This is a genomic window from Cellulomonas sp., assembly GCF_965229465.1.
In the GTDB taxonomy this organism is placed as follows: Bacteria; Actinomycetota; Actinomycetes; order Actinomycetales; family Cellulomonadaceae; genus Cellulomonas.
Window position 1 is genome coordinate 598,186 of record NZ_OZ245882.1, and the last position, 23,998, is coordinate 622,183.

General features: G+C 72.8%; 22 protein-coding genes and 1 riboswitch. Of the genes, 10 read left to right on the forward strand and 12 right to left on the reverse strand.

Annotated features, from left to right (window positions below):
• Nucleotides 1–31: 31 nt before the first annotated feature.
• The 7 genes from ACO06A_RS02750 to ACO06A_RS02780 all read left to right on the forward strand — a co-directional run bounded on the left by ACO06A_RS02750 (nt 32) and on the right by ACO06A_RS02780 (nt 7,866).
• Complete coding sequence (locus ACO06A_RS02750; protein ID WP_421734558.1) at nt 32–1,051, forward strand: secretion protein HlyD; 1,020 nt, start codon at nt 32–34, stop codon at nt 1,049–1,051.
• Nucleotides 1,048–1,842: an ABC transporter ATP-binding protein gene (locus ACO06A_RS02755; protein WP_421734559.1), complete on the forward strand. Its 795-nt coding sequence runs from the start codon at nt 1,048–1,050 to the stop codon at nt 1,840–1,842. The genes ACO06A_RS02750 and ACO06A_RS02755 overlap by 4 nt, the downstream gene beginning before the upstream one ends.
• Complete coding sequence (locus ACO06A_RS02760; RefSeq protein WP_421734560.1) at nt 1,839–3,089, forward strand: ABC transporter permease; 1,251 nt, start codon at nt 1,839–1,841, stop codon at nt 3,087–3,089. Before ACO06A_RS02755 ends, ACO06A_RS02760 begins: the two co-directional genes overlap by 4 nt.
• A gap of 244 nt (nt 3,090–3,333) precedes the next feature.
• Nucleotides 3,334–4,323, forward strand: coding sequence for a hypothetical protein (locus ACO06A_RS02765; RefSeq protein WP_421734561.1), 990 nt, complete (start codon nt 3,334–3,336; stop codon nt 4,321–4,323).
• Nucleotides 4,320–5,906 carry a peptidoglycan-binding protein gene (locus ACO06A_RS02770; RefSeq protein ID WP_421734562.1) on the forward strand — a complete coding sequence of 529 codons (1,587 nt, stop codon included), beginning with the start codon at nt 4,320–4,322 and terminating at the stop codon, nt 5,904–5,906. The genes ACO06A_RS02765 and ACO06A_RS02770 overlap by 4 nt, the downstream gene beginning before the upstream one ends.
• The gene (locus tag ACO06A_RS02775) at nt 5,903–6,622 is read left to right on the forward strand and encodes an ABC transporter ATP-binding protein (RefSeq protein ID WP_421734563.1); all 720 of its coding nucleotides are present in this window, start codon (nt 5,903–5,905) and stop codon (nt 6,620–6,622) included. Before ACO06A_RS02770 ends, ACO06A_RS02775 begins: the two co-directional genes overlap by 4 nt.
• A complete protein-coding gene (locus ACO06A_RS02780) occupies nt 6,619–7,866 on the forward strand; it encodes an ABC transporter permease (RefSeq protein ID WP_421734564.1) in 1,248 nt (415 codons plus the stop codon). Before ACO06A_RS02775 ends, ACO06A_RS02780 begins: the two co-directional genes overlap by 4 nt.
• On the opposite strand, the gene ACO06A_RS02785 is transcribed toward ACO06A_RS02780, so the two are convergent.
• Entirely contained in the window at nt 7,806–8,381 is a 576-nt protein-coding gene (locus tag ACO06A_RS02785; RefSeq protein WP_421734565.1) for an ArsR/SmtB family transcription factor, read from the reverse strand. The two genes, ACO06A_RS02780 and ACO06A_RS02785, sit on opposite strands and share 61 nt — an antisense overlap.
• 57 nt (nt 8,382–8,438) lie before the next feature.
• On the opposite strand from ACO06A_RS02785, the gene ACO06A_RS02790 reads away from it, so the two are divergent.
• Nucleotides 8,439–9,743 carry an MFS transporter gene (locus ACO06A_RS02790; protein WP_421734566.1) on the forward strand — a complete coding sequence of 435 codons (1,305 nt, stop codon included), beginning with the start codon at nt 8,439–8,441 and terminating at the stop codon, nt 9,741–9,743.
• Between the two features lie 2 nt (nt 9,744–9,745).
• Here ACO06A_RS02790 and ACO06A_RS02795 read toward each other — a convergent pair whose 3' ends face one another.
• The 10 genes from ACO06A_RS02795 to ACO06A_RS02840 form a co-directional block, all read right to left on the reverse strand.
• Nucleotides 9,746–10,027: an SHOCT domain-containing protein gene (locus tag ACO06A_RS02795; protein ID WP_421734567.1), complete on the reverse strand. Its 282-nt coding sequence runs from the start codon at nt 10,025–10,027 to the stop codon at nt 9,746–9,748.
• Between the two features lie 110 nt (nt 10,028–10,137).
• Nucleotides 10,138–10,803: a response regulator gene (locus tag ACO06A_RS02800; RefSeq protein ID WP_421734568.1), complete on the reverse strand. Its 666-nt coding sequence runs from the start codon at nt 10,801–10,803 to the stop codon at nt 10,138–10,140.
• On the reverse strand, nt 10,800–11,924 hold the full coding sequence (locus tag ACO06A_RS02805; protein ID WP_421734569.1) for a sensor histidine kinase: 1,125 nt from the start codon (nt 11,922–11,924) through the stop codon (nt 10,800–10,802). Before ACO06A_RS02805 ends, ACO06A_RS02800 begins: the two co-directional genes overlap by 4 nt.
• Before the next feature lie 71 nt (nt 11,925–11,995).
• Nucleotides 11,996–14,644, reverse strand: a complete 2,649-nt coding sequence (locus ACO06A_RS02810) for an Ig-like domain-containing protein (RefSeq protein WP_421734570.1) — start codon at nt 14,642–14,644, stop codon at nt 11,996–11,998.
• Nucleotides 14,645–14,725: 81 nt separating this feature from the next.
• Nucleotides 14,726–15,538 carry an exodeoxyribonuclease III gene (locus ACO06A_RS02815; RefSeq protein WP_421734571.1) on the reverse strand — a complete coding sequence of 271 codons (813 nt, stop codon included), beginning with the start codon at nt 15,536–15,538 and terminating at the stop codon, nt 14,726–14,728.
• 37 nt (nt 15,539–15,575) lie between these two features.
• A complete protein-coding gene (locus ACO06A_RS02820) occupies nt 15,576–16,055 on the reverse strand; it encodes a VOC family protein (RefSeq protein ID WP_421734572.1) in 480 nt (159 codons plus the stop codon).
• 69 nt (nt 16,056–16,124) lie between these two features.
• Nucleotides 16,125–17,006: a bifunctional methylenetetrahydrofolate dehydrogenase/methenyltetrahydrofolate cyclohydrolase gene (locus tag ACO06A_RS02825; protein WP_421734573.1), complete on the reverse strand. Its 882-nt coding sequence runs from the start codon at nt 17,004–17,006 to the stop codon at nt 16,125–16,127.
• Nucleotides 17,006–18,289 (reverse strand): serine hydroxymethyltransferase, encoded by a 1,284-nt coding sequence (gene glyA, locus ACO06A_RS02830; RefSeq protein WP_421734574.1) that lies wholly within the window; start codon nt 18,287–18,289, stop codon nt 17,006–17,008. The genes ACO06A_RS02825 and glyA overlap by 1 nt, the downstream gene beginning before the upstream one ends.
• Nucleotides 18,290–18,353: 64 nt before the next feature.
• A riboswitch (ZMP/ZTP riboswitch) is annotated at nt 18,354–18,444 on the reverse strand.
• 43 nt (nt 18,445–18,487) lie between these two features.
• Entirely contained in the window at nt 18,488–19,981 is a 1,494-nt protein-coding gene (locus ACO06A_RS02835; RefSeq protein ID WP_421734575.1) for a hypothetical protein, read from the reverse strand.
• Nucleotides 19,982–20,017: 36 nt separating this feature from the next.
• Entirely contained in the window at nt 20,018–20,512 is a 495-nt protein-coding gene (locus tag ACO06A_RS02840; protein WP_421734576.1) for a GNAT family N-acetyltransferase, read from the reverse strand.
• A gap of 48 nt (nt 20,513–20,560) precedes the next feature.
• Here ACO06A_RS02840 and purU point away from each other — a divergent pair, with 48 nt between their 5' ends.
• Both purU and ACO06A_RS02850 read left to right on the forward strand, forming a co-directional pair.
• Nucleotides 20,561–21,424, forward strand: coding sequence for a formyltetrahydrofolate deformylase (purU, locus tag ACO06A_RS02845; protein WP_421734577.1), 864 nt, complete (start codon nt 20,561–20,563; stop codon nt 21,422–21,424).
• Nucleotides 21,425–21,527: 103 nt separating this feature from the next.
• Nucleotides 21,528–22,898, forward strand: a complete 1,371-nt coding sequence (locus ACO06A_RS02850; RefSeq protein WP_421734578.1) for a PHB depolymerase family esterase — start codon at nt 21,528–21,530, stop codon at nt 22,896–22,898.
• A gap of 91 nt (nt 22,899–22,989) precedes the next feature.
• On the opposite strand, the gene ACO06A_RS02855 is transcribed toward ACO06A_RS02850, so the two are convergent.
• Nucleotides 22,990–23,976, reverse strand: coding sequence for a hypothetical protein (locus tag ACO06A_RS02855; protein WP_421734579.1), 987 nt, complete (start codon nt 23,974–23,976; stop codon nt 22,990–22,992).
• Nucleotides 23,977–23,998 lie beyond the last annotated feature (22 nt).

The following is a 23,998-nucleotide window of genomic DNA, read 5'->3' on the forward strand; positions in this document are numbered from 1 at the left end:
GCACGTCCCGACGACAACGAGGAGCCCGACCGTGGGGGTCACCCGCCGGATCATCTTCCCGACCATCCGCCTGATCCTGTGGGCGATCATCGCGGCCGCCCTGGTGAAGATCGCGTTCGCCGGTGCGGACGTCAGCACGGTCGACACGTCGCTGCAGCCCACCGGGGCGATCATCGAGCCCACCGTCGAGGTGGCCACCGGCACGGTGACCAACGCCGTGACGGTGCAGGCGTCCGTCACCTCCGACCCGGCGGTCGTCGTGCGGGCCACCCTGGCCGGCACCGTGTCCAAGCTGCTCGCCGCGGACGGCGCGGCCGTCGCCGCGGGGACGCCGATCCTCGAGATCCGGCAGGAGACGCCGCAGGACCCGATCGTCAAGACGAACCCCGAGACCGGGGAGGTCACCACCACGGAGCGCAAGCCGAAGGTCGTGGTGGAGACCGTCAAGGCGCCGGTCGCCGGGACCCTGTCGCTGCCGACGCTCAAGGACCAGGTGGTCTCGGTCGGTGACGAGGTGGGCAAGGTCGCACCCGGCACGCTCTCGGTCACCGGCACGCTGACGCCGGACCAGCAGTACCGGCTGGTCGGCGCCCCCACGCAGGCGACCGTGACGCTGAACGGCGGACCGGCCCCGTTCGACTGCACGGGCCTGCGCGTCGGCGCCGCTCCCGCCGCCACCGGCACCGAGCCCGAGGCCGGCACCACGAGCACGTCCGGCACGGTCACCTGCGCCGTCCCGGCGGGCGTCACGGCCTTCCCCGGGCTGGGTGCGAACGTCGAGATCACCAACGGCACGGCCGCCGACGTCGTCGTCGTCCCGATCACGGCGGTGCAGGGCACCGTCCAGAAGGGCAACGTCTGGGTGGTCGCCGCCGACGGCAGCAACGAGAAGCGGCCGGTGGGACTCGGCCTGACCGACGGCGAGAACGTGCAGGTCACCGAGGGCCTGGTCGCCGGCGACACCATCCTGGAGTTCATCCCGGTGCCCGGCGGTGCCGGCAAGCCCGTGGACTGCAGCCTCAACTACGACCCGGCTGTGTGCGGCGGATGAGCCTCCTCGAGCTCACCGACGTCACGCGGTCGGTCCGGCTGCCCGACGACCGCATCCTGCACATCCTCCAGGGCGTGACCCTCGCGGTCGACGCGGGCGAGCACGTCGCGATCGTGGGCCGCTCCGGCACCGGCAAGTCCACCCTGCTCAACATCCTCGGCCTGCTCGACGCGCCCACCACCGGCGAGTACCTGCTGGAGGGCGTGCCCATCGGCAAGCTCTCCAACGGCACACGCACCAAGCGCCGCGGGCGGGACTTCGGGTTCGTGTTCCAGCAGTTCAACCTGCTGCCCGGGCGCACGGCGCTGGAGAACGTGTCCGCCCCCCTGCTCTACGCGCGGGGACGGCAGTTCTGGTCGCGCACGCGCCTGGCCGCGGAGATGCTCGAGCGCGTCGGCCTGGGCGACCGGGTGGACACCATGCCCGACAAGCTGTCCGGCGGCGAGCAGCAGCGTGTCGCCATCGCCCGGGCGCTCGTGCGCGGGCCGCGGGTCATCCTGGCCGACGAGCCGACCGGGGCGCTCGACGTGGAGACCGGCGGCGAGGTCATGGACCTGCTCGACGAGATCGCGTCGCAGACCGGCGCGGCCCTGGTGACCATCACGCACGACCTGGCGGTGGCCGCACGCGCCGAGCGGCAGTACCGGCTGACCGAGGGGGTGCTGGTGCCGATCAGCCTGGACACCACCTCCGACTGGGTGGGCGACGTGCCGACGCTGGTGGCGGACCGGTCGGCCCGCACCGAGCGCCGGCTGCCGGAGCCCTCGGGCGAGGCGGGGGTGCACGCATGACCGGCGTCGTCGGCGCGATCGTCGAGGCCTGGGGAGAGCTGCGGATCCACAAGCTCCGCGTGCTGCTCGCGCTCATCGGCGTGGCCTGCGCGGTCACCGCCATCACCGGCGTCACCGCCCTGGTGTCCATGCTCAACCAGTCGTTCAAGGAGCAGACCGAGCGCCAGTCCGGACGCGTGGTGACGCTCAACGTCAACGCGTGGTCGACGGGCGAGGACGCGACCCCGCCGACCGGGTGGGACGCCGAGTTCGAGCGCGTGCTCGAGCGCTACGACATCACCTACGCCAGCCGCAACGAGTGGACGCAGGCGATGATCCGGTACCCCGACGGCACCCGGACCACGCAGGTGCAGGCCGTCGACGCCGACCTCGGCACGATCAACCGGATCGTGCCCGAGCAGGGCCGCTGGTTCACCGACGCCGACGAGGAGGCCCTGGCGCCGACGCTCGTCGTCAACGAGGCGTTCCTGGAGGCTCAGGGGCTGTCCGACCTCTCGTCGCACCCGACCGTGCAGCTGGGCGACCGGTCGCCGGTCCGGGCGGCCGTCGTGGGCGTGCTGCGCGACGAGTGGGTGGACGCCGAGCCCCTCGCCTACGTGCTGTACGACCAGTTCCACCGGTGGATCGGTCCGGACGGCTCCGGCATGCAGTCCGGCGGATCCGGTTCCGGCGCCGCGGCACAGGCGCCGATGATGCCCGCGCAGGTGCCGTCGATGTACCTGTGGGTGCCCACCGACCTGTCGACGGACCTCGGCGACCAGATCAAGCGCGACATGCAGGCGGTGGCGCCCGGCTGGCAGGTGGACGTCCAGGACAACAACTACAACACCGGCGGGCTCGACCGGGCGACCAAGTGGGTGGGCATCGGCGTCGGCGCGTTCGCGCTGCTGCTCGGCGGGCTCGGCCTGGTGAACATCGCGCTGGTGACCGTGCGCTACCGGATCCGGGAGATCGGGATCCGGCGCTCGTTCGGCGCCACGTCCGGGCGCGTGTTCTTCGGGGTCATGCTCGAGTCGGTCGTCGCGACCGTCGTGGCGGGGATCGTCGGCGTCGTGCTCGCGGTCGCGATCATCAAGAACATCCCCGTCGAGCGGGTGTTCGGCGGCGGGATCCAGGACATGCCACCGTTCCCCGTCAGCGCCGCGCTCGTCGGGATGGCGGCGGCGGTCTGCGTCGGCGCGCTCGCCGGACTCATCCCCGCGATCTTCGCCGTCCGGGTCAAGGTGATCGACGCCATCCGATACTGACGTCTGACGCGGCGAAAAGGTTGTGCTACCTGCGGTGGATGTGCGCCGCAGCACCGACTCCCTAGCGTCGGGTGCGCGACACCACGACGCCGGGCCTCCGCGGAGGGGCGGACGCCCGGCGCTCGTCGGAACCCGGCCCGGAGATCACCCTTGTGGTGGATCTTTGGGCCGGTTTGGGCCGCTATGGTCGTCGCGCACACGAGTGAGACCGACTGTGACTCCACCCGCCGAAGGGGCCGACACGATGAGAACCACCCGCACGACCGCCGCGATCGCCTCCGCGGTGGTCGCGTTGACGCTGCTGGCCGGCTGTTCCGGTGGCGGGAGCGATCCCACGGACGACGCCACCCTGACGTACGAAGACAGCCCCCTCGCCGCGTACTGGGAGAAGCTGGGCGGGTCCCAGGACCCTGAGGACGCCGACGCCCAGATGGCCCGCTCGGAGGAGATCGTCGCCGCCTGCATGCAGGACGAGGGCTTCGAGTACACCCCGCAGGACACCTCCGGGATGTCGAAGAGCTTCGAGGACGAGGACATGCCCGCCTGGGACTCCCTGGAGTTCGCCGAGCAGTACGGGTACGGCGCCACGACGTCGTCCGAGATGCCGATGAACCAGGGCGGCGGCGAGGAGTACGTCGACCCGAACGCCGACTACCTGGCGACCATGAGCGAGAGCGAGCAGACGGCGTTCTACGAGGCGCTGTACGGCAAGCAGACGATGTCCGAGGAGCCCACGGACGAGGAGACTGCGGTCGAGCAGGAGTACGACTGGACGACCGCCGGCTGCCAGGGCAAGGCCCAGCACGAGGTCTACGAGGAGGGTCAGATCTATGACGACCCGGAGTTCAAGGACCTGATGGAGAGCATGTCGGAGCTCTACACGGACGCGGAGAAGGACGAGCGCACCATCGCCGCCTACCGCGACTGGGCGGAGTGCATGGCGGAGGCCGGCTACGACTTCGCCAACCCGCAGGAGGCGCAGAACAGCATCTACGACAAGGTCAACGAGATCCCGTACGACGAGGAGGACGGCTCGCAGGACCCGGCCGCTCTGGCCGAGCTCCGCGACGACGAGATCGCCACCGCCACGGCGGACCGCACGTGCCAGGACAGCACCGGGTCGGCGCGCAAGGTCCTCGAGGCGCAGTTCGCCGTCGAGCGGGACTTCATCGACGCCCACCAGGACGAGCTCGACGCGATGGTCGAGAAGGCGGCGCAGGCGGACAAGTCGTGAGCACCCAGGTCACCGGCGGGCGACGCACGATCGTCGTGATGGCGGTCGTCGCCGTCGTCTGCCTCGCCGCCGGGCTGCTGCTGAGCCAGCTCATCGTGTCGCCGGGCAAGGCAGCCGCCGACGCCGCACCCCCGACGGCGGGGCCCATCACGGTGCCCGTCGAGAGCCGGGTCATCGCCAACGAGCTCGTCATCCGCGGCGACGTCGGGTACGACGACCCGGTGGCCCTGCGTGTCGAGACGGGCGACCTCGGCGGTCCCGCGGTCGTCACCGGGCAGGTGCCCCAGGTGGGCGCCGAGATCGGCGCGGCGTCCGTCGTCCTCGAGATCGTCGGTCGGCCCCTCATCGTGCTGCCGGGCGACCTGCCCACCTACCGGTCCCTGCGGGCCGGGGTCTCCGGGCCGGACGTCCGTCAGCTCAAGGCCGCGCTGGCCTCGCTGGGCATCGACGCCGGCGACCCGGCTACCGACACGTACGACTCGGCCACCGCCGCCGGCGTCCGTGCGCTCTACCAGAAGGTCGGGTACGAGCCCCCCGCCGCCGGCGAGGAGCTCCAGGACGCAGCGACCGCGGCGCGCGAGGGTGTCCGGTCGGCCCAGGACGCCCTCGCGGCCGCGCAGCGCGAGCTGGCGGGCGCGGCGACCGGACCGGCGAGGTCGGTGATCATCGGGCTGGACACCGCCGTGGCGGTCGCCCGGCAGACGCTGGCCGACGAGCAGGCACGGTGCGCGGCGCCCTCCGAGGAGGCCCCGTGCAGCCAGGCCGCGGTTGTCCAGGCGCAGGGCACGCTCGCCCAGGCCGAGGCGGAGCGCGCCGAGGCCGGCGCGGCGAAGGACGTCGCGTCGGAGCGTTCTGCGGTGACGTCGGCGCAGGCCCAGCTGACGTCGGCCCGGGAGTCCCAGGCACAGGCGCAGGCCGCCACGCTCACCCCCCTGCCGGCCAGCGAGGTCGTGTTCGTGCCGACGCTCCCCCGCCGGGTGGACGTCGTCAGCGCCACGCGCGGCGGCACCGTGACGGGCGAGTTCATGAGCGTGTCCGGCGCCACGATCCAGATCACGGGGAGCGCGACCCGCGCGGACGCCGAGCTGCTGGCGGTCGGCACCGCGGGGACGATCACGCTCGACGACCAGGAGCTCCCGGTCACCGTCGCGGCTGTCAAGGACTCCGTCGAGACGCCCGCGGACCCGGGGACGCCGGGGGGCGAGGAGCCCGAGGAGCCCACGGCACCGAAGGGTGACCGTCGGGCGGTCGTGTTCACGCTCGGGAGCCTGACGCCGGAGCAGGTGCTCGCGCTCCAGAACACCAACGTGCGCGTGCGGGTGCCCGTCAGCTCCACACAGGGCGAGGTGCTCGCCGTGCCGCTCGCCGCGCTCACCGCCGGTCCTGGCGGGGAGTCGCGGGTCGAGCTCGCCGGTGCCGACGGGAAGGCCAGCTCGCTGGTGACGGTCACCACGGGGCTGGCGGCCGACGGCTACGTGGAGATCTCGAAGGCGGAGCGCCCCCTCGCGGCCGGTGACCTGGTCGTCGTGGGTGTCGCCGACACCGAGAAGAAGAAGACGGCGGACGCGGAGGGCAAGGGGTGACCGTCCTCGACCTGCTCGAGACCCCCGAGCGCCTCGGGCCGCCCGCCCCGGTGCTCGAGCTGCGGGGAGCCGCGCGCCAGTTCCCCGGGGACCCGCCGGTGCACGCTCTGCACCCGGCGGACCTCGCGGTGGGGTCGGGCGAGTACCTGTCCGTCGTCGGGCCCTCCGGCTCGGGCAAGTCCACGCTGCTCAACCTCCTCGGCCTGCTCGACAAGCCGACCGAGGGCGAGTACCTGCTGGACGGGATCCCGACCGCCGGCGCCGGGGAGCGCGACCGAGCGGCGCTGCGTGCGGGTCACATCGGGTTCGTGTTCCAGGCGTTCCACCTCATGCCGCACCGGACAGTCCTCGAGAACGTGCTGCTCGCCACCCTGTACAGCGGCGTGCCGCGGTCCGAGCGCCGTGACCGGGCGCTGGCCGCGCTCGACCGGGTGGGCCTCGGACATCGCATCGACTTCGTCCCCACCGTGCTGTCCGGCGGTGAACGCCAGCGGGCAGCCGTCGCGCGCGCGGTCGTCGCGCAGCCGCGCGTGCTGCTGGCCGACGAGCCGACGGGGAACCTCGACTCCGAGAGCTCGGCCAGCGTGCTCGACCTGTTCGACGAGCTGCACGCGGGCGGGCTGACGCTGCTGGTCATCACGCACGACGACGAGGTCTCGGCGCGTGCGCAGCGCCGGGTCCGGATCGCCGACGGCTACCTGCGGGAGATCCCGTGACCGCGGTGACGGAGCGGGTGGCGCGCACCGACCGGTTCGGGCTGCGGGACCTGCTCGCGGAGGCCGCCGCCGGCATCGGTGCCCGACCGGGCCGGCTGCTTCTGACCATCCTCGGCACCGTGCTGGGCATCGCGTCGGTCGTGGTGACCGTGGGCCTGGCGCAGACGGCCTCGGGCCAGATCAACAAGCAGTTCGACGCGGTCGCCGCGACGCAGGCGGTGGCCGAGCCGGAGACCAACAGCGGCTGGGACGGCTCCGAGCGCGCGATCGGCACGCTCCCGTGGGACGCACCCGCCCGCGCCGAGCGCCTCGCCGGCGTCGAGGCTGCGGGGACCTTCTCCACCGTGGACGTCGGCGACGCGGAGATCACCGCGGTGCCGGTGCACGACCCGTCGGCTGCCCGCACGGCCGCGCCCGACGTGATCGCGACCTCGCCCGGGGCGCTCGACGCCATCGGCGGCCGCGTCGTCCAGGGCCGCTACTTCGACTCCGGGCACGACGCCCGCGCGGACCGCGTGGTGGTGCTCGGCGTGGACGCCGCGCGGCGCCTCGGCGTCGTCCGGGTGGACCGCCAGCCCTCGATCTTCATCGGCGAACGCGCCTACCAGGTCATCGGCATCGTCGACGACGTGGTGCGGCGCTCCGACGTCCTGGGCGGCGTGCTGATGCCCGAGGGGACCGCTCGCGCCGACTTCGGCCTGGCGGCACCCGGGGAGCTCCACCTGCACCTCGCCGTCGGCGCCGGGCCGGTGGTCGGCAGCCAGCTGGCCACCGCGCTGGACCCCAACGCACCCGAGACGATCGACGTGCAGACGCCGCCGGCCACCTCGACGGTGCGGCAGAGCGTGCAGGCCGACGTGAACACGATCTTCCTGGCCCTCGGCGGCGTGGCGCTGCTCATCGGTGGCGTCGGCATCGCGAACGTGACCTTGCTGTCCGTGCTGGAGCGCGTCGGCGAGATCGGTCTGCGGCGGGCGCTCGGGGCCACCCGGCGGGACATCGGCGCGCAGTTCATGGTCGAGTCCGTGGTGGTCGGGCTGCTCGGCGGGATGCTGGGCGCCGCCCTGGGCGTGGCCGTCGTCGTCGGCGTCAGCGCCGCGCAGGAGTGGACCCCGATCCTCGACCTGCGGATGGTCGGCGTCGCAGCCCTGGCGGGCGGCGTCATCGGGCTGCTGGCCGGGCTCTACCCGTCGCTCAAGGCCGCGTCGATCGAGCCCATCGCAGCGCTGCGCGGGGGCGTCTGACGCGTCACGTCCTCGTGCAGCGCCCAGAACACCGAGTAGGGAGTCTGCGTCTGCTCGGTCGGTCGCGCGGCGAACTCCTCGAAGATCACCTGCACGCGCGACAGCAGCTCCTGCAAGCCGTCGTCGTCGAGACGCAGGCCGAGGCGGGTCACGAGGACCTCCTGCGGGTCCACGAGCGCGACCTCCTCGAGGAACGTGTCGATGAGGATCCGGCTCATGTTCGGACCGCCGGGGGTGTGCCACGACTTGCGGGTGGCGCGGTACGGCACCTCGCGCGACCCGCGGCTCCCCCGTCGAGTCGGCTCGGCCACGAGGAAGCCTCGGTCGACGAGCGTGCGGACGTGGTGCAGGACGGTCGCGGGGTTGCGGTCCAGCCGCTGCGCGATCTCCCGGTTGGTGAGCGGCTCGTCGAGGCAGAGCCGCAGGATCCGGATGCGCAGCGTGCTGGCCAGGGCGCGCGCATCCGCGTCGGCCTCCGCCGTGGCGGCCTCGTCCAGCGGTGCTGCGTCGGTCATGCGTCGATCCTTCCACAGTGATTGACATTTCCCAATCAGTCGACCCATGCTGGGTGCGTGAGCACCGACCACCCCACTCTGGCACCCGCGCGACCCCGCTCGCTGGTGCACCACCCGGACTTCCGTCGGCTGTGGACCGGCGACGCTCTCGGCCAGCTCGGAGCGCAGCTGACCGCCCTCGCGCTGCCGATCTTCGCGGTGCAGCAGCTGGCCGCCACCGAGTGGCAGATGGGCGTGCTCACCGCCGCGGAGTACGCCGCGTTCCTGGTGATCGGGCTGCCCGCGGGCGCCTGGGTGGACCGGATGCGCAAGCGCCGGGTGCTCATCGTCGCGGACCTGGTGCGCGCAGCCGTGCTCGCGGCGGTCGTCGTGACGGCCGCCACGGGGCACGCGTCGATCCCCCTGCTGATCGCCGCCGCCCTGGTGATCAGCGCGGCCACGGTGTTCTTCGACGTCTCGCACCAGAGCTACATCCCCGGCCTGGTCGGCCTCGAGCACCTGGTCGAGGGCAACTCGAAGCTGCAGGCCACCGCCTCGGTCGCGCAGGTGGCGGCCCCCGCGCTGGGCGGTCTGCTGCTCAGGGTGATCACGGCGCCCGCGCTCATCGCGGTCACCGTGGTCACCTACCTGATCTCGGCGTTCGCGGTGGGCCGCATCCGGCACGTCGAGACGCCGCCGCATCCCAGCACGCGCCGGCCGCTGAAGGTCGAGATCGCCGAGGGCCTGCGGTTCGTCGTGCACGAGCCGTACCTGCGCCGGATCGTTGCGTGCACGTCGTTGGGCAACTTCGCCGGGTCGCTGGCCGGCGCGGTGACGGTGATCTACGTGCTGCGCACGCTCGACCTGGGCACCGCGACATGGGGCGCGATCGTCTCGGCCGGCGCGATCGGCGGGCTGCTCGGTGCCGTGGTCGCGGGCCGGCTCGCGCAGTGGATCGGCGAGGGCCGGATCATCCCGCTCTCGGCGCTGGTCATGGCGCCGGCCTCCGCCCTGATGCCCCTGGCGTCCACCGGCGTCATCCCGGCCGCGGTGCTGCTCATCGCCGGTGGCGCCGCCTTCGGGTTCGCCGTCATCGTCTACAACGTGGCCCAGGTGAGCTTCCGCCAGCGCGTGTGCCCGCCGCCGCTGCTCGGTCGGATGAATGCGTCCGTGCGGTTCATCGTGTGGGGCTCGATGCCGATCGGCGGCCTGCTCGGCGGCTGGCTCGGCACGCACCTCGGCGTGCTGCCGACGCTCTGGGTGTCGGTCGGGATCATGGCGCTCGCCGCGGTGCCCGTGGTGGTCTCGCCGCTGCTGGGGATGCGCGACCTGCCGGGAGCCCCCGTCGCGACCGACCCGCAGCCGGACACGACGGAGGCCTGACCTCAGCGCACGGGTCCGTCCGAGGCGAGCAGCACCTCGAGGCGCGCCCGGTACTCGGTCTCGTCGATCTCCCCGCGGGCGTAGCGCTCGGCGAGCACGGTCCGGGCGCCTCCCCCGTCGCGCGGGCCGTCCCAGCCCGCCCAGTAGCGCCGACGACGGCGGCCACCGAGGGCGAAGAGCAGGGCGATCAGGCCGAACCAGAACAGCGGGACGAGCAGGAACCAGGGTCCGGGTCCCCAGCCCCAGCCGTAGCCGACCGGGTGGGACACGAGGGTGGCGAGCATGACGACCTCCGAGGACGAGGCGGCCGACCGTCGACCGCACCTCCACCGTCCCCCGGGCGCCGACCGCCCGTCGTCGTCCTGGCGGAGCGTCCCGCTCGCTCCGGGCGGAGTCAGCCGGACCAGCCGGGGCGCACCAGCCCCGACTCGTAGGCCACGACAACGAGCTGCGCGCGGTCGCGGGCGCCCAGCTTCGTGCCCGCCCGGAGCACGTGCGTCTTGACGGTGAGCGGGCTCAGGAACAAGCGCGCGCCGATCTCGTCGTTGGACAACCCCTCGGCCACGAGCACCAGCACCTCGCGCTCGCGTGGGGTGAGGTCGGAGAGCGCGGCCGGCTCCGCGACCTCCCGCGTCGCGCGCGCGACGGTGGCCAGGAGCCGACGCGTGACCGTCGGCGACAGCAGCGCGTCACCTGCGGCGACCACCCGGACGGCGCGCAGGAGATCTGCGGGCTCGGTGTCCTTGACCAGGAAGCCCGACGCTCCCCCGCGGATCGCCTCGGCCACGTACTCGTCGAGCTCGAACGTGGTCACCACCACGACGCGCACCTGCGCGGCACGCGGGTCGTCGACGATCCGGCGCGTCGCCGTCAGGCCGTCCATGCCCGGCATGCGGATGTCCATGAGCACGACGTCGGGCAGGAGCTCGAGCGCGAGCCGGACCGCGTCGTCACCCGTGGCCGCCTCGCCGACGACGGTCAGGTCGGGCTCGGCGTCGATGAGGGCACGGAAGCCACCTCGGACCAGACCTTGGTCGTCAGCCAGCAGCACCCGGATCACCGCGGGACCTCCAGCCTGACGTGGAACCCGGTCGGCCCGGAGGCGGCGGTCAACGTGCCGCCGAGGGCCTCCGCCCGCTCGCGCATGCCGCGCAGGCCGTACCCCTCCACGAGCGTGCCGACCGAGGGTCCGTCGTCCCGGACATCGAGGATCACACTCTCGCCGACAGCCAGGCTGACCTGCACAGATGCGCCCGGAGCGTGCCGCCGGACGTTGGTGAGCGCCTCCTGGAGCGTCCGGAGCACCACGGTGCCGACCTGGTCGCCGACCTGCGCGTCGAGCCCGTGCGCCTCGATGCGCAGCCCGTCGTCGCGCGCCCGGTCCACCAGTGCCTGCAGGCTCCTGGTGCTCGTCGGCTCCCGCGGCGCCTCACCGTCCGCACGCAGGATGCCCAGCACGTCCCTGACCTCGTCGAGGGCGTCCCGGCTGGCCTCGCGGATCTCCACGAGTGCGCGACGGGCCGCCTCCGGCTCGCGGTCCATCAGGTGCAGCCCGACCCCGGCCTGCACGGTGATCCCGGACAGGGAGTGCGCCAGCACGTCGTGCAGCTCCCGGGCGATCCGCAGCCGCTCAGCCGCGACCGCCGACTCCTCCCGGGACAGCCGCGCGGCCCGCAGCGCCTGCATCCGTTCCCCGCGGCCGCGCGCACCCTCCCCCAGCAGCATCGCGACGACGAGCCCGATGACCGCGAGCGTGGCGTACACCGGTCGCGGGGACGGGGTTGCCGCAGCGAGCACCGCGACACCGAGGGCACCGGCCGTGCCTGCGCCCCACGAGAGCCACCGCTGCCGCGTCGCGCCGAGAGCCACCACGACCACGGCCAGGGGCACGAGCACCGGTCCCGGCTCGTAGCCGAGCGCCAGGTAGGCCAGCGGACCGGCGACCGCGAGCACCGCGCCGAGCGCCGCGACCGGTCCGCGCTGCACCACGGCGACGAGCCCGGCGGGGGCGAGCAGGAGGAGCACCGCGGCGAGCAGGTCGAACGCCCTGGCCTGCGGATGCCACCGGCTGGCTGCCGCGCAGCCGAGGACCGTGACCATCGCCAGGAACATCGCAGGGACGACGATCCAGCCCGGTCGACCGCGCCCCCAGGGTGGCCCGGTCCACGGCGCGCTCGTCACCCGCCCACCGTAGCCAGCGGCGGTCGTCGGCCGCGTGCTCCGGACGGAGCGCCGCCACCGCTCCCGGAGGACTAGTTCCCGAGCCTCCGCACCGTGCGCACCAGCAGCGCGCCGCCCAGGACCAGCACGGACCCCAGCACCAGCAGAGGTGCAGGCTCGGCTCCCGTCACGGCGAGGACGTCCTCGGTGCCGGGCGCCGGGACGGGCGACGGCGTCGGCGGGAGGGGTGGTGCCGCGGTCACGGTGATCGTCACGGTGGTCGTCGCGCACAGGTCCGGCGCGATCGCCGCACAGATCGTGTAGTCGAACGTGTCCGTGCCCGAGAACCCGGCGTCCGGCACGTACCGGGCGGTCCCGTCGGAGATCGTGACGGAGCCGTGCGACGGGCCGACGATCACCGCGGCCGGACCGACTGCCCCCTGGTCGTTGGCATCGATGTCGACGTCGACGGCGGTCCCCTCCGCAGTCGTCGCTGCGTCGGGCTCCGCCACCGGCCGCACCTCGACGGTCACGAGCCCGGTCGTGCACAGCAGGGGGACGCCGTCGTCGCACACGATGTCGCCGTAGTAGTCCCGGCCGGCGAACACGGCGAGCGGCCGGTAGGTGGTGGACCCGTCGGGCGCCACGCTCGCGGTCCCGCTGCGGGGCGGGATGCCGCCGTGCGCGGTGACCGTGTCCCCCGCATCCGGGTCAGCCAGGACGAGCGTGCCCGTCACGGGTGTGCCGGACGTCGTGGTCAGGGTCAGCGGCTCCACGGTCGGGGGCAGGTTCAGGGGGATCACGTCGACGAGCACCGACGCGGTGTCGCAGAACGTCGGCTCGGTCGGCGAGCAGATCCGGTACGCGAACGTGTCCGTGCCGGTGAACCCCGGAGCCGGCGTGTAGGTGGCCGTCCCCGCGGCGGGATCGAGCACCACCGACCCGTTCGTCGGCTGCGTCACGACCGCCGGGTCGAGCGGCGCGCCCGCCGTGTCGTTGGAGAGGACGGGCACGACGACGGGGGTGACCGAGAACGTCACGGCGACGTCGTCCGTCGCGCGCGGGCGGACGTTGAGCGTGACGGTGCCGGTGTCGCACGCCGGGGCTGGTGACGCGTTGTCGCACACCTGGAAGTCGAACGTGTCGACCCCGGCGAAGTCCGGGTCGGAGACGTACGCGAAGCCGCCGCCCGCGCTCAGGACCAGCCGGCCGTGGGTCGCTGCGGTGGCCAGCGTGAAGGTGAGCTGCTGCCCGGGGTCGGGGTCGGTCGCCGTCACGGTCCCCACGACGAGCACCCGCGTGGTCGTGTCACGCACGAGGTCGTCCGCGACGGGCGGCTGGTTGGGCGGCGGCGGGGCGGCGAGCACGGCCGTGGACACCTGGCTGGCGTCGGCCGAGCCGTCGTTGTTGGTCGGGGCCGGGTCCGGCGTGCTGGACGTCGACAGGACCACGTTGACCAGCGTCGACCCCGCGGGCGCGGACACGGTGCCCGAGTAGGTGAGCGTCACCACCTGACCGACGGAGACCGTCCCCAGCTGCCACGTCAGCACTCCGCCCACGAGCGTGCCGGCGGTCGAGGCCGGGTCCAGGATCAGGCCCGTCGGCACGGGGTCGCTGACCACCACGTCCGCCGCGTCCTGCACCCCGTTGTTCCGGACGGTGAGCGAGTAGGTGACCGTGCCGCCCTCGACCACGGTCGCGGGCCCGGTCTTCGTGGCCTCGACATCCGCCGACGGAGCCGGCGGGGCCGTGCACGCCGGCTCGACGACGTCGACCGTGGTGCGCAGGACGTTCGCGATCGTGCCGGTCTCGACGTCGAACACCTGGCCGCTCGGCGCGGCCGTCTGCACCCGGATCGGGTCCGCCGCGGACGCACCGACCCAGCTGCCCTGCACGCTCGTGGTGCCCGAGAACCGGTAGCTGCCGAAGCCGCCGACCGATCCGTCGTCGACCAGCCCGACGGCGCTTGTCACGCCGCCCTGCGACTGCTGCCAGCTGCCGTTGTTCCGGAACCCGCCCCCGACCAGCACCAGTCCGGCGTTGCTCGAGCCGGAGCCGTTGTTGACCAGGTCGCCCTGCGCCTCCACGACGCACGAGTTCACCAGCGAGCCTGTCGAGTTGACGGTGACCCCGGCGGAGAACGTGGCCCGCCCACTGGTGGTCAGGGGTCCGCTCACGGTCGCGGCGCCCCCGACCGTCAGGATGCCGGTGTTGTCGAAGGAGACCGCGGTGTTGAGGTTCATCGCCCCCCCGACGGTGAACGACCCCTCGTTGACGAAGGCTCCGGCCGCCGGGCTGAGATCGGAGGAGATCGTCAGGTCGGCACCCGGAGCGACATGGATGTCGGCCGCGCCGTTGACCCCGAGGCCCTCGAACGTCCCGCTGCCCTCGAGCTCGAGCGAGAAGCCGGCGGCTACCACCACGAACGGCATGGTCACCGCGCCGCCGGTCGCGACCACCAACGCCCCGGCCGCGTTGTTCAGGTAGCTCGCGCTCAGGGTCGCCCCGGGCGCGACGCACAGGGTCCCGCCCGCCGGGAGTGCGTCCACCCCGCCGGTGAAGCCGGAGGCGACGAGGACCGTCTCGCCGGCGGCCACGGTGATCGTGAGGTCACCGGCGGTGACCGTACGGTCGGGCGCCGCGCACTGGGTCGCGAAGTCGGCGAACGCGGTGGACGCGGTGGACGCGTGGACCACGCCGAGCACGGCGGCCAGGAGCAGGCCGAGAAGGAGAGCGTGCATCGTCGAGCCACGTGTGGGCACGCGTACCCCCCTGCCGGCCGGGTTGCTCCCACGGTAGCGGTCACCTGCCGCAGACGCTGGTCAGAGGTCGTACTCGACCACCAGAGGGGCGTGGTCGGAGAACCGCTCCGCGTACGTCGGCGCGCGGTCCACGGTCGCGCGGACCGCAGCGTCGGCCAGGTCAGGCGTCGCCAGCTGGTAGTCGATGCGCCAGCCGGCGTCGTTGTCGAACGCCTGCCCCCGCCATGACCACCACGTGAACGGTCCCGGTCCCTCGCCGCCGAGCTCTCGGCCCAGGTCGTGCCAGCCGAGGTCGTCGAACCAGCGGTCCAGGTACGCGCGCTCGCGCGGCAGGAAGCCCGCGGACTTCAGGTTGCCCTTCCAGTTCCGGAGGTCGGCCTCGCGGTGCGCGATGTTCACGTCACCCGCGGCGACCGCGTAGCCACCCTGCTCCGCGAGGTCCGCCAACCGCGCCGTGACGTGGTCCAGGAACGCGTACTTGTCGTCCATCGACGGTGTCCCGGCGGTGGCGGAGTGCAGGTAGGTGGAGACCACGGTGAGGGTCCGCACCGGTGCGCCCTCGTGCGCCGGGAGCGCCAGGTCGGCCTCGACCCAGCGGCCGGAGTCCCCCGTCACGCCCGTCCTCAGACCGATCCGGACCGCCGTCATCGGCAGCCTGCTCGCGATCGCGACACCCGCGCGGCCCTTGGTCTCGCTGGCCTCGTGCGCCAGGTGCCACTCCCCCGCCGGCAGGTGGTCCGCCAGGATCTCGTCGGACGCGCGGACCTCCTGGAGGAGGATCACATCCGGCCTGCGGGCCTCCAGCCAGGCACCCATGCCCCGCTTGTAGGCGGCCCGGATGCCGTTGACGTTCACGCTCGCGATGGTCAGCACCGGACCATCCAACAGCACGTCACCGACAGGTCCGGACCTACTCCCCCCGGTACGCGCGCTCGAGCCCGTCGATGTCCAGCTTGCCCATCGTCAGCATCGCGGCCATGGCTCGGGCGACCCCCTCGGCGTCGGGGCGGGACATGACGTCCTCCAGCTGGACCGGGACGACCTGCCATGAGACACCGAACTTGTCGACGAGCCACCCGCACTGGCTCGGCCGACCGCCGTCGGCGGTCAGGACGTCCCAGTAGTGGTCGACCTCGGCCTGGTCCTGACAGTCCAGGACGAACGAGAAGGCCTCGTCGAGCGTGAAGTGCGGGCCACCGTTGAGGAACGTCGCCCGCAGGCCGTCGATCGTCAGCTCGACGATGAACTCGGCACCCTCGTCGAGGCCGGGAGTGCCGGGCGGGGCTGTCGTGACGGAGTGGACCGTCGTGCGCGGGATCACGGACGCGTAGAACTGCGCCGCCGGTACGGCCTGGTCGTCGAACCAGAGGTGCGGGCGGACGATACCCATGGCGGTGCTCCCTCCGACGGCCGGGGCCGGCCGTCCTTACGGACAGCCTGGCCCCGACCAGCGGTGGTGTCAGCCCAGGAGTCGCTCAGCCGTCTCGACGACGTTGGTCAGCAGCATCGCGCGCGTCATCGGCCCGACGCCGCCCGGGTTCGGCGACACCCACGATGCGACCTCGCGCACGCCGGGGTCGACGTCGCCGACGACCCGGCTCTTGCCCGTGTCGGGGTCGGTGGACCGCGAGACGCCGACGTCGATGACGACCGCGCCCGGCTTGATGATGTCCGCCGTGATGATCCCCGGCACCCCGGCCGCCGCGATGACGACGTCGGCGTTCCGGGTGTGCTCCGCAAGGTCCTCGGTGCCCGTGTGCGTGAGCGTCACGGTCGCGTTGATCTCCCGACGCGTGAGCAGCAGCCCGATCGAGCGCCCGACGGTGACCCCACGACCGACGATGACAACGTCCGCACCGTGCAGGTCGATGTCGTGCCGGAGCAGCAGGTCGATGATGCCGCGGGGCGTGCACGGCAACGGGGACGTCACCTTCTCGTTGACCCGGAGCACGAGCCGTCCGAGGTTGGTCGGATGCAGCCCGTCGGCGTCCTTCTCGGGGTCGACGAGCTCGAGCACGCGGTTGGTGTCGATGCCCTTCGGCAGCGGCAGCTGGACGATGAACCCGGTGCACTCCGGGTCCTCGTTGAGGCGTCGGACGGCCGCCTCGATCTCGTCCTGCGTGGCCGTGGCCGGCAGGTCCTCCCGGATCGAGGCGATGCCCACCTCGGCGCAGTCCTTGTGCTTGCCGGCCACGTACCAGCGCGACCCGGGGTCGTCGCCGACGAGCAGCGTGCCCAGCCCGGGCGTGACCGAGCGCGCCGCGAGCGCCGCGACGCGTTCGGTCAGCTCGGCCTTGATCCGGGCCGCGGTGGCGGTCCCGTCGAGGAGCTGCGCCGTCATCAGTACTGCTGCAGGTCGGAGTACAGCGGGAACGCGTCGGTGAGCTTGAGCACCCGGGCCTTGAGCGCCTCGAGGTCGGTCGACGCGCCGTTGATCAGGGCGGTCGCGATGATGTCGGCGACCTCCGTGAACTCGGCGTCGCCGAAGCCGCGGGTGGCCAGCGCGGGCGTGCCGATGCGCAGGCCCGAGGTCACGCGCGGGGGGCGCGGGTCGAAGGGCACCGCGTTGCGGTTCACCGTGATCCCGGCCGAGTGCAGGAGGTCCTCCGCCTGCTGGCCGTCCAGGTCGGAGTGCCGCAGGTCGACGAGCACCAGGTGCACGTCGGTGCCGCCGGTGAGCACCGAGACACCGGCCTTCGCGACGTCCGGCGCCGACAGCCGCTCGGCGATGAGGCGGGCGCCGTCCAGGGTGCGCTGCTGGCGGTCCTTGAAGTCCTCCGTGGCGGCAATCTTGAACGCGACGGCCTTGGCGGCGATCACGTGCATGAGCGGGCCCCCCTGCTGACCGGGGAACACGGCCGAGTCGATCTTCTTGGCGTACTCCTCGCGGCTCAGGATGAAGCCCGAGCGGGGGCCGCCGATCGTCTTGTGCACCGTGGAGGACACCACGTCGGAGTGCGGGACGGGGTTCGGGTGCAGCCCCGCGGCCACCAGGCCGGCGAAGTGCGCCATGTCGACCCAGAGCTTGGCGCCGACCTCGTCGGAGATGGACCGGAACGCCGCGAAGTCGAGCTGGCGCGGGTAGGCGGACCAGCCGCCGATGATCACGTCGGGACGCTGCTCGAGGGCCTTCTCCCGGACGACGTCCATGTCCACGAGGAACGTCTGCGGGTCCACGCCGTAGGCGCCGACCTCGTACAGCTTGCCGGAGAAGTTGATCTTCATGCCGTGCGTGAGGTGACCGCCGTGCGCCAGCTCGAGGCCGAGGATCTTGTCGCCCGCGTTGATCAGCGCGTGCAGCACGGCGGCGTTGGCCGTGGCGCCCGAGTGCGGCTGGACGTTGGCGTGGTCGGCACCGAACAGCGACTTGGCGCGGGCGATCGCGATGTTCTCGGCGATGTCGACCTGCTCGCAGCCGCCGTAGTAGCGGCGGCCCGGGTAGCCCTCCGCGTACTTGTTGGTGAGCACGGAGCCCTGCGCCTGCAGGACGGCGCGGGGCACGAAGTTCTCGCTCGCGATCATCTCGAGCGTGCCCTGCTGGCGGGCGAGCTCGCCGTCGAGGACGGCAGCGATCTCCGGGTCGAGCTCGGAGATGTTCTGGTCAAGGATCGGGGTGTTGCTCATGGCACTCCCTGGCAGTCAGCACGGTGTCGGGCACCGCGCACTCGGTGATGGACCGGTGTGGGTGACCGGGGGCCCAGGCGTCCGACCCATGGTCTGCTGCTGCTTCGTCGCTCCCCGGTGGTGACCCACCCGCTGCGCCAGTCGCGACCGGCACAGACTAGCAAGCCGACGGCCGCCCCGGGGACCCGGCGACCACCTTCAGAGATAGCCCCCCGTACCGATCGGCTGCTGCGCACCGTCGAAGGCCGAGGGGGCAGCCGTCCCTCGCAGCAGAAGCGTCGAGACTCCCGACTCCGCGGTCGTCGCGAGCCAGCGGACACCGGAGAGCGGGCACGCGAACACTGTCGCCGCGCGCCCCGCGGTCGACACCTCCATGTCCGGTCCGGACACCGGGCGCAGGTGGACGGCGACGTAGGCATCGGCGCGTGGCCCGATCAGGCTGGCCACCTCCCAGCACGCGCAGCGCCGCGCCTCCGCGACGATCTGCCGGTCGTGCTCGGCATCGCGGCGGCGTAGGGCCCGGAGATCGGCATCACGCAGCAGCCACTGCCCGAGCGCACCACCGACGGCCGGCAGCACCACGACAGGCACGAGCCAGATCGCGACCTGGACGAGCAGCGGGACATCAGGCCACACCTCTTGTGCGGCCGACCACAGGCCGACGGATGCGAGCACGGCCAGCAGGGCCCCTCCGAGGACCAGGACGACGACGAGGCTCCGGACCTGCTGGGATGCCCCCTCCTGAACCTTCCGCGCATCGAAACGCATCGCGCCGAGCCCGAACCACACCCGCTCGTCGGTCATCGACAGGCTGGGCACGGCTCGCCAGCGCGACCGGAGCATGATCACCAAGGCGACTCCGGCAGCAAGCCCCGGGACGGCCGCCACCAGGGTGGCCACGGCCGCGACGACGACGGGGACGACGACGGGCGCGCGACGTACCTCGGGTCGGTAGCATGCGGCGAGCTCCGCCAAGCGGGGATCAGGCGGACTGGTGCGCCCGACCGCCGCGGTCAGCAGAGCCGCCCCCGCCGAGTCGCCGCGAAGGTCGAGTGCCTCCACGGTCCGACGCATGGTGCTCGCGTCCTGCCAGGGCCGAGGGCTCGCCGAGCGCAGGGCCTGCGCTGCCTGCAGCACCTGCGACATCGCTCTGTCGGCGTCGCGGGTGTCCCGGCCGGCCACCCAGCCCGAGAGGAACCGGCTCAGCACGAGGGACGAGCTCACGCCGACGTCGACAGCGAGCGACCGCCATGCGTCGTCGGCGATCTCGAGTCGACCGCACCGCTCGGCAGCGACGGCGAGGACGTAGAGGAACCAGGCGCGGTGCTCCGCCGGGATGCTTCCTCCGAGAGCGACGAGGCGCGCGAACGCGGGGTGGTCTCCGGTCGCGGCCTGTGCACCCAGGAGCAGGACGTGCTCGATGCGTTGCGGGCCCTCGGCCGGGACGGCCGTCATCCCGAGCTCGCCCAGGATGCGGACCGTCTCCTGCGGCGTTCCGCGCAGATAGGCGATTCCCGCGCGTCGCGACGCCGTCTCCGTGGCGGGGAGCCCGGCCTCGTCCATCAGCGCAGCGGCCAGCTCGAGCTCGTCGATCGCGTCGGCGGCGAGCGCCCAGGACGCGAGCAGTCGAGCACGATCGGCGGTGGGCGGTGTCGCTCGGACCGTCGGGAGGGGTTCGCGAGCGTCCGGCATGCTTGCGCATCGGCCCGTGCCCGGACTGACTTGAGGTCAGTCGGTCGGCCCGCCGTCGCCCAAGATCTTGCGCAGGTACGCGTACGTGAGGTCTCCGGCGGTCTGGTCGTGCTGGTGCTCGTACCCGTGCTTGGCGTACAGCGCGAGGTTCTGCACCGAGTCGCGGCCGGTGAACACCCAGACCTCCTCGATGCCCTCGGGCAGGTGCGGCAGGATCGCCATGAGCATCTGCGTGCCGAAGCCCTGCCCCTGCAGGTCGGGAGCGACGGCAAAGCGGCCGAGCGTGGCCTTCGTACCCTCGATGAGCATCCGGATCGAGCCGACCAGCCGGTGCCCGTACCAGCCGCCGAGCGTGATGACGCCGTCGCGCTGGAGGTCGGCCTCGAGCTCCTCGAGCGTCTGCGTGAGCGGCGGGATGTGCGGGTCGCCGTACTGCTGGGCCTCCGTGACGAACGCCGCGCGGCGCAGCGTGAGCAGCTCGCCGGCGTCGTCGACGGTGACCGAACGGATCTCGAGGTCGGGCTGCGTCATGCGGCCCATCGTGTCAGCCGATCCGCACGACCACTACTCTCGGACACCGTGTCCCCCGTCTCGTCCGATGCCACCCACTGGGTTCTCACCCTCTCCTGCCCCGACCGCCCCGGGATCGTGCACGCGGTCGCCGGGCTGCTGGCCGAGCACGGGGGGAACATCACCGAGTCGCAGCAGTTCGGGGACCCGCTGTCGGGGCTGTTCTTCATGCGGGTGCAGGTCACGGCGTCCACGCCGCGCGACGAGCTGGAGGCCGCGTTCGCCCCGGTCGCGCGGCAGTTCGCCATGGACTGGTCGCTCGACGTGGTCGGCCGGCCGGTCCGCACGCTCGTCATGGGCTCGACCGCCGCGCACTGCCTGAACGACCTGGCGTTCCGGCAGCGGTCGGAGAACCTCCCGATCGAGCTGGTCGCCGTGGTGTCCAACCACACGGTCCTCGAGCCGTTGGCCGACTTCTACGGCATCCCGTTCCACCACGTCCCCGTGACCGCCGCGACCAAGCAGCAGTCCGAGGCGCGGCTGCTCGAGCTGGTCCGCGAGCTCGACGTCGAGCTGGTCGTGCTGGCCCGCTACATGCAGATCCTGTCCGACGACCTGTGCCGGGCGCTCCAGGGCCGCGTGATCAACATCCACCACTCGTTCCTGCCGTCGTTCAAGGGCGCGCGCCCCTATGCGCAGGCCCACGACCGCGGCGTCAAGCTCATCGGCGCCACCGCGCACTACGTGACCGGGGACCTCGACGAGGGTCCGATCATCGAGCAGGACGTGGAGCGCGTCGACCACTCCCGCCACGTCGAGGACCTCGTCGCCCTCGGCCAGGACGTCGAACGCCGCGCCCTGTCGCGCGCGGTGCGCTGGCACGCGGAGCACCGGGTACTCCTCGACGGGCACCGGACGATCGTCTTCCGCTGAAACGCTTCGTGGCCTGACCTGCGTCGGCGCGGTTCGACATGCTCCGAGGGACGATTCCGACAGTTCTCTCGCAACTATCGGTCGCACCTTCCGGAGGACACCGATGAAGCCGTCCCTGCGCCGCACCGTCGCGGCCGCCACCACCCTCGCCCTCGGCGTCGTCGGCCTCGCGGTCGCCGCGCTGACCACCGCGCCCGCAGCCCAGGCCGCCTCGCTGGTGAATGTCGCCAGCTTCGGCAGCAACCCCGGGCAGCTGGGCATGAGCCTGTTCGTGCCGGACTCGCTGCCCGCCAAGCCCGCCGTGCTGGTGGCGGTGCACTACTGCACCGGCACCGCGCAGGCCATGTACGACGGCGCTCAGTTCGACGAGCTGGCCACCCGGTACGGCTACATCGTCATCTACCCGCAGGCGAACAGGAGCGGCAGCTGCTTCGACGTCAGCTCGGCTCAGGCCCTCACGCACGGCGGCGCCAGCGACCCCGCGAGCATCGTGTCGATGGTCCAGTACGTCCAGCAGCGGTACGCGACCGACCCCAGCAGGGTGTTCGTCACCGGCGTCTCGTCGGGCGCGATGATGACCGAGGTGCTGCTGGCCACCTACCCGGACGTGTTCGCCGCGGGGTCGGCCTTCGCGGGCGTCCCCGCCACCTGCTTCTCGACGACCTCGCCCCCGCCGGGCACCACCTCGCAGGCGCCCTGGAACAGCGACTGCTCGGGCGGTCGCCGCGTGCTGACCGCCCAGCAGTGGGGCGACCTGGCGCGCGCCGCCTACCCCGGCTACACGGGCGCGCGACCGCGGGTCCAGCTGTGGCACGGGTCCGAGGACACCACGCTCAGCTACGTGAACTTCGGCGAGGCGATCAAGCAGTGGACCAACGTGCTGGGCGTGAGCGCGACGCCGGCGTCGACGGACTCCCCGGCCAGCGGCCAGACCCGCACCCGGTACGGCGCCACCGGCGACCGCGCCCCGCTCGAGGCGATCAGCCTGCAGGGCGTCGGCCACAACCTGCCCGTGGACGCCGCCGCGGCGATCCACTTCTTCGGCCTCGACACGACGAGCACCCCGTCGCCCACCACCCCAGCCCCCACCACACCAGCCCCCACGACACCGGCCCCGACCACGCCCGTTCCGACGACGCCGGCACCCACTCCCACACCCTCGGGCGCCTGCACGGTCACCTACTCCGTGAACCAGTGGAACACCGGCTTCACGGCGAACATCACCCTCAGGTCGGCGGTGGCGCTCACCGGGTGGACGCTGACCTGGACCTACCCGTCGGGTCAGACCGTCACGCAGGCGTGGAGCTCGGTCACCACGCAGTCCGGGTCGGTGGTCACCGCGAAGAACGCCGCCTGGAACGGCACGATCCCCGCGGGCGGCTCCACCCAGTTCGGCCTCAACGGCGCCTACTCGGGCACCAACACGACCCCGACGAGCTTCGCGCTCAACGGCACCACCTGCGCCCGCGCCTGACGGCTCCGCGCCGGCGCCAGCCGCTCGCGCTCGCGTGAAGACTTCGTTGCGCTCGGCGGAACGAAGTCTTCACGCGAGCTCGCGGCGGTCGTCACCCGAGGACCGGGCAGGTCGGCGAGCACGGCGTGGCTCGGCCCTGCCAGCCCCGGGAGCGCAGAGCGGACGCCACCTGACCGGCCGTCTCGCACGGCTCGGCCACGACGTGCTGCCATCGGTAGCGGAGGGTGATCTCGGATCGCTCGATCAGTACCGCGTTGTCGCGCCAGGTGTCGAGGGCTGTGCGGCCGGACGGGTGCGCGAGCTGCCCGTCCAGCTCGATCCGGACCCCGAGCCCCACGTGCACGCGGTCGGCGCGGATCCAGCGACCACCCGTCCGCTCGCGCACCTGTCCGCGCGCGACCGGCAGTCGGTGGCGCCGTTCGACGTCCCGCACGTACCGGTGCTCGAGCGGCGACTCGATTCCCGTCCCCTCGTCCCCGAGCAGGTTCACGACGAGATCGCGGTGCCGGAGGAATCTCCGTCGGCCCACCTGGAGCAGGAGCCGACCCGGCAGGACGCCGACGCGGACCGCCTCGCAGACGAGGCCCACGACGTCATCCTCCGACTCGAGCTCGTGCACGAGATCCAGCACGGTGTCGTCGACGCCGAGGGCACGGACTCGCCCACCTGCGTACGGCATCGTCCGCCGGCGCCGGATCTCGAGGCCCGGCTGCGGGGAGACTGCGCGGCGGACCGGGATGCTGACGACGATCCGCGGTCCGGGCGTCGGGACGATCCCGTGCACGAACGCGGCCGAGGTGTGCGAGAGGGCGGCACCGTCGCCGGCGTAGAGCAGGGCACCACGCGCGCGCTGTCGCCAGGTGATCCCACCCGAGTGCAGGGCGACGACGCCGCGCCACAGCTGCTGCCAGTCACCGCGGGCAACTCGTCGTGACACGACCGCACGGCCCACTCCCCACGCGTGGAGCTGCGCCGACGTCACCACGGCGTCCTGCCGCACGACGGTGTCCCGCGCTGCGGCGTCCAGCTGAGGCGGGAGCCGCCCCGGACGCGGCGCGGCCTGTCGGTCGTCGCTCACGCCCGCAGCGTCCCGCAGCCGA

What these genes read in the sequence shown, in the direction of transcription:
- ACO06A_RS02825 (WP_421734573.1), bottom strand. Translation starts at nt 17,006, where the DNA reads ATGACGGCGCAGCTCCTCGACGGGACCGCCACCGCGGCCCGGATCAAG.
- ACO06A_RS02760 (WP_421734560.1), top strand. Translation starts at nt 1,839, where the DNA reads ATGACCGGCGTCGTCGGCGCGATCGTCGAGGCCTGGGGAGAGCTGCGG.
- ACO06A_RS02850 (WP_421734578.1), top strand. Translation starts at nt 21,528, where the DNA reads ATGAAGCCGTCCCTGCGCCGCACCGTCGCGGCCGCCACCACCCTCGCC.
- ACO06A_RS02765 (WP_421734561.1), top strand. Translation starts at nt 3,334, where the DNA reads ATGAGAACCACCCGCACGACCGCCGCGATCGCCTCCGCGGTGGTCGCG.
- ACO06A_RS02810 (WP_421734570.1), bottom strand. Translation starts at nt 14,644, where the DNA reads ATGCACGCTCTCCTTCTCGGCCTGCTCCTGGCCGCCGTGCTCGGCGTG.
- ACO06A_RS02820 (WP_421734572.1), bottom strand. Translation starts at nt 16,055, where the DNA reads ATGGGTATCGTCCGCCCGCACCTCTGGTTCGACGACCAGGCCGTACCG.
- ACO06A_RS02795 (WP_421734567.1), bottom strand. Translation starts at nt 10,027, where the DNA reads ATGCTCGCCACCCTCGTGTCCCACCCGGTCGGCTACGGCTGGGGCTGG.
- ACO06A_RS02835 (WP_421734575.1), bottom strand. Translation starts at nt 19,981, where the DNA reads ATGCCGGACGCTCGCGAACCCCTCCCGACGGTCCGAGCGACACCGCCC.
- ACO06A_RS02755 (WP_421734559.1), top strand. Translation starts at nt 1,048, where the DNA reads ATGAGCCTCCTCGAGCTCACCGACGTCACGCGGTCGGTCCGGCTGCCC.
- ACO06A_RS02840 (WP_421734576.1), bottom strand. Translation starts at nt 20,512, where the DNA reads ATGACGCAGCCCGACCTCGAGATCCGTTCGGTCACCGTCGACGACGCC.
- ACO06A_RS02785 (WP_421734565.1), bottom strand. Translation starts at nt 8,381, where the DNA reads ATGACCGACGCAGCACCGCTGGACGAGGCCGCCACGGCGGAGGCCGAC.
- glyA (WP_421734574.1), bottom strand. Translation starts at nt 18,289, where the DNA reads ATGAGCAACACCCCGATCCTTGACCAGAACATCTCCGAGCTCGACCCG.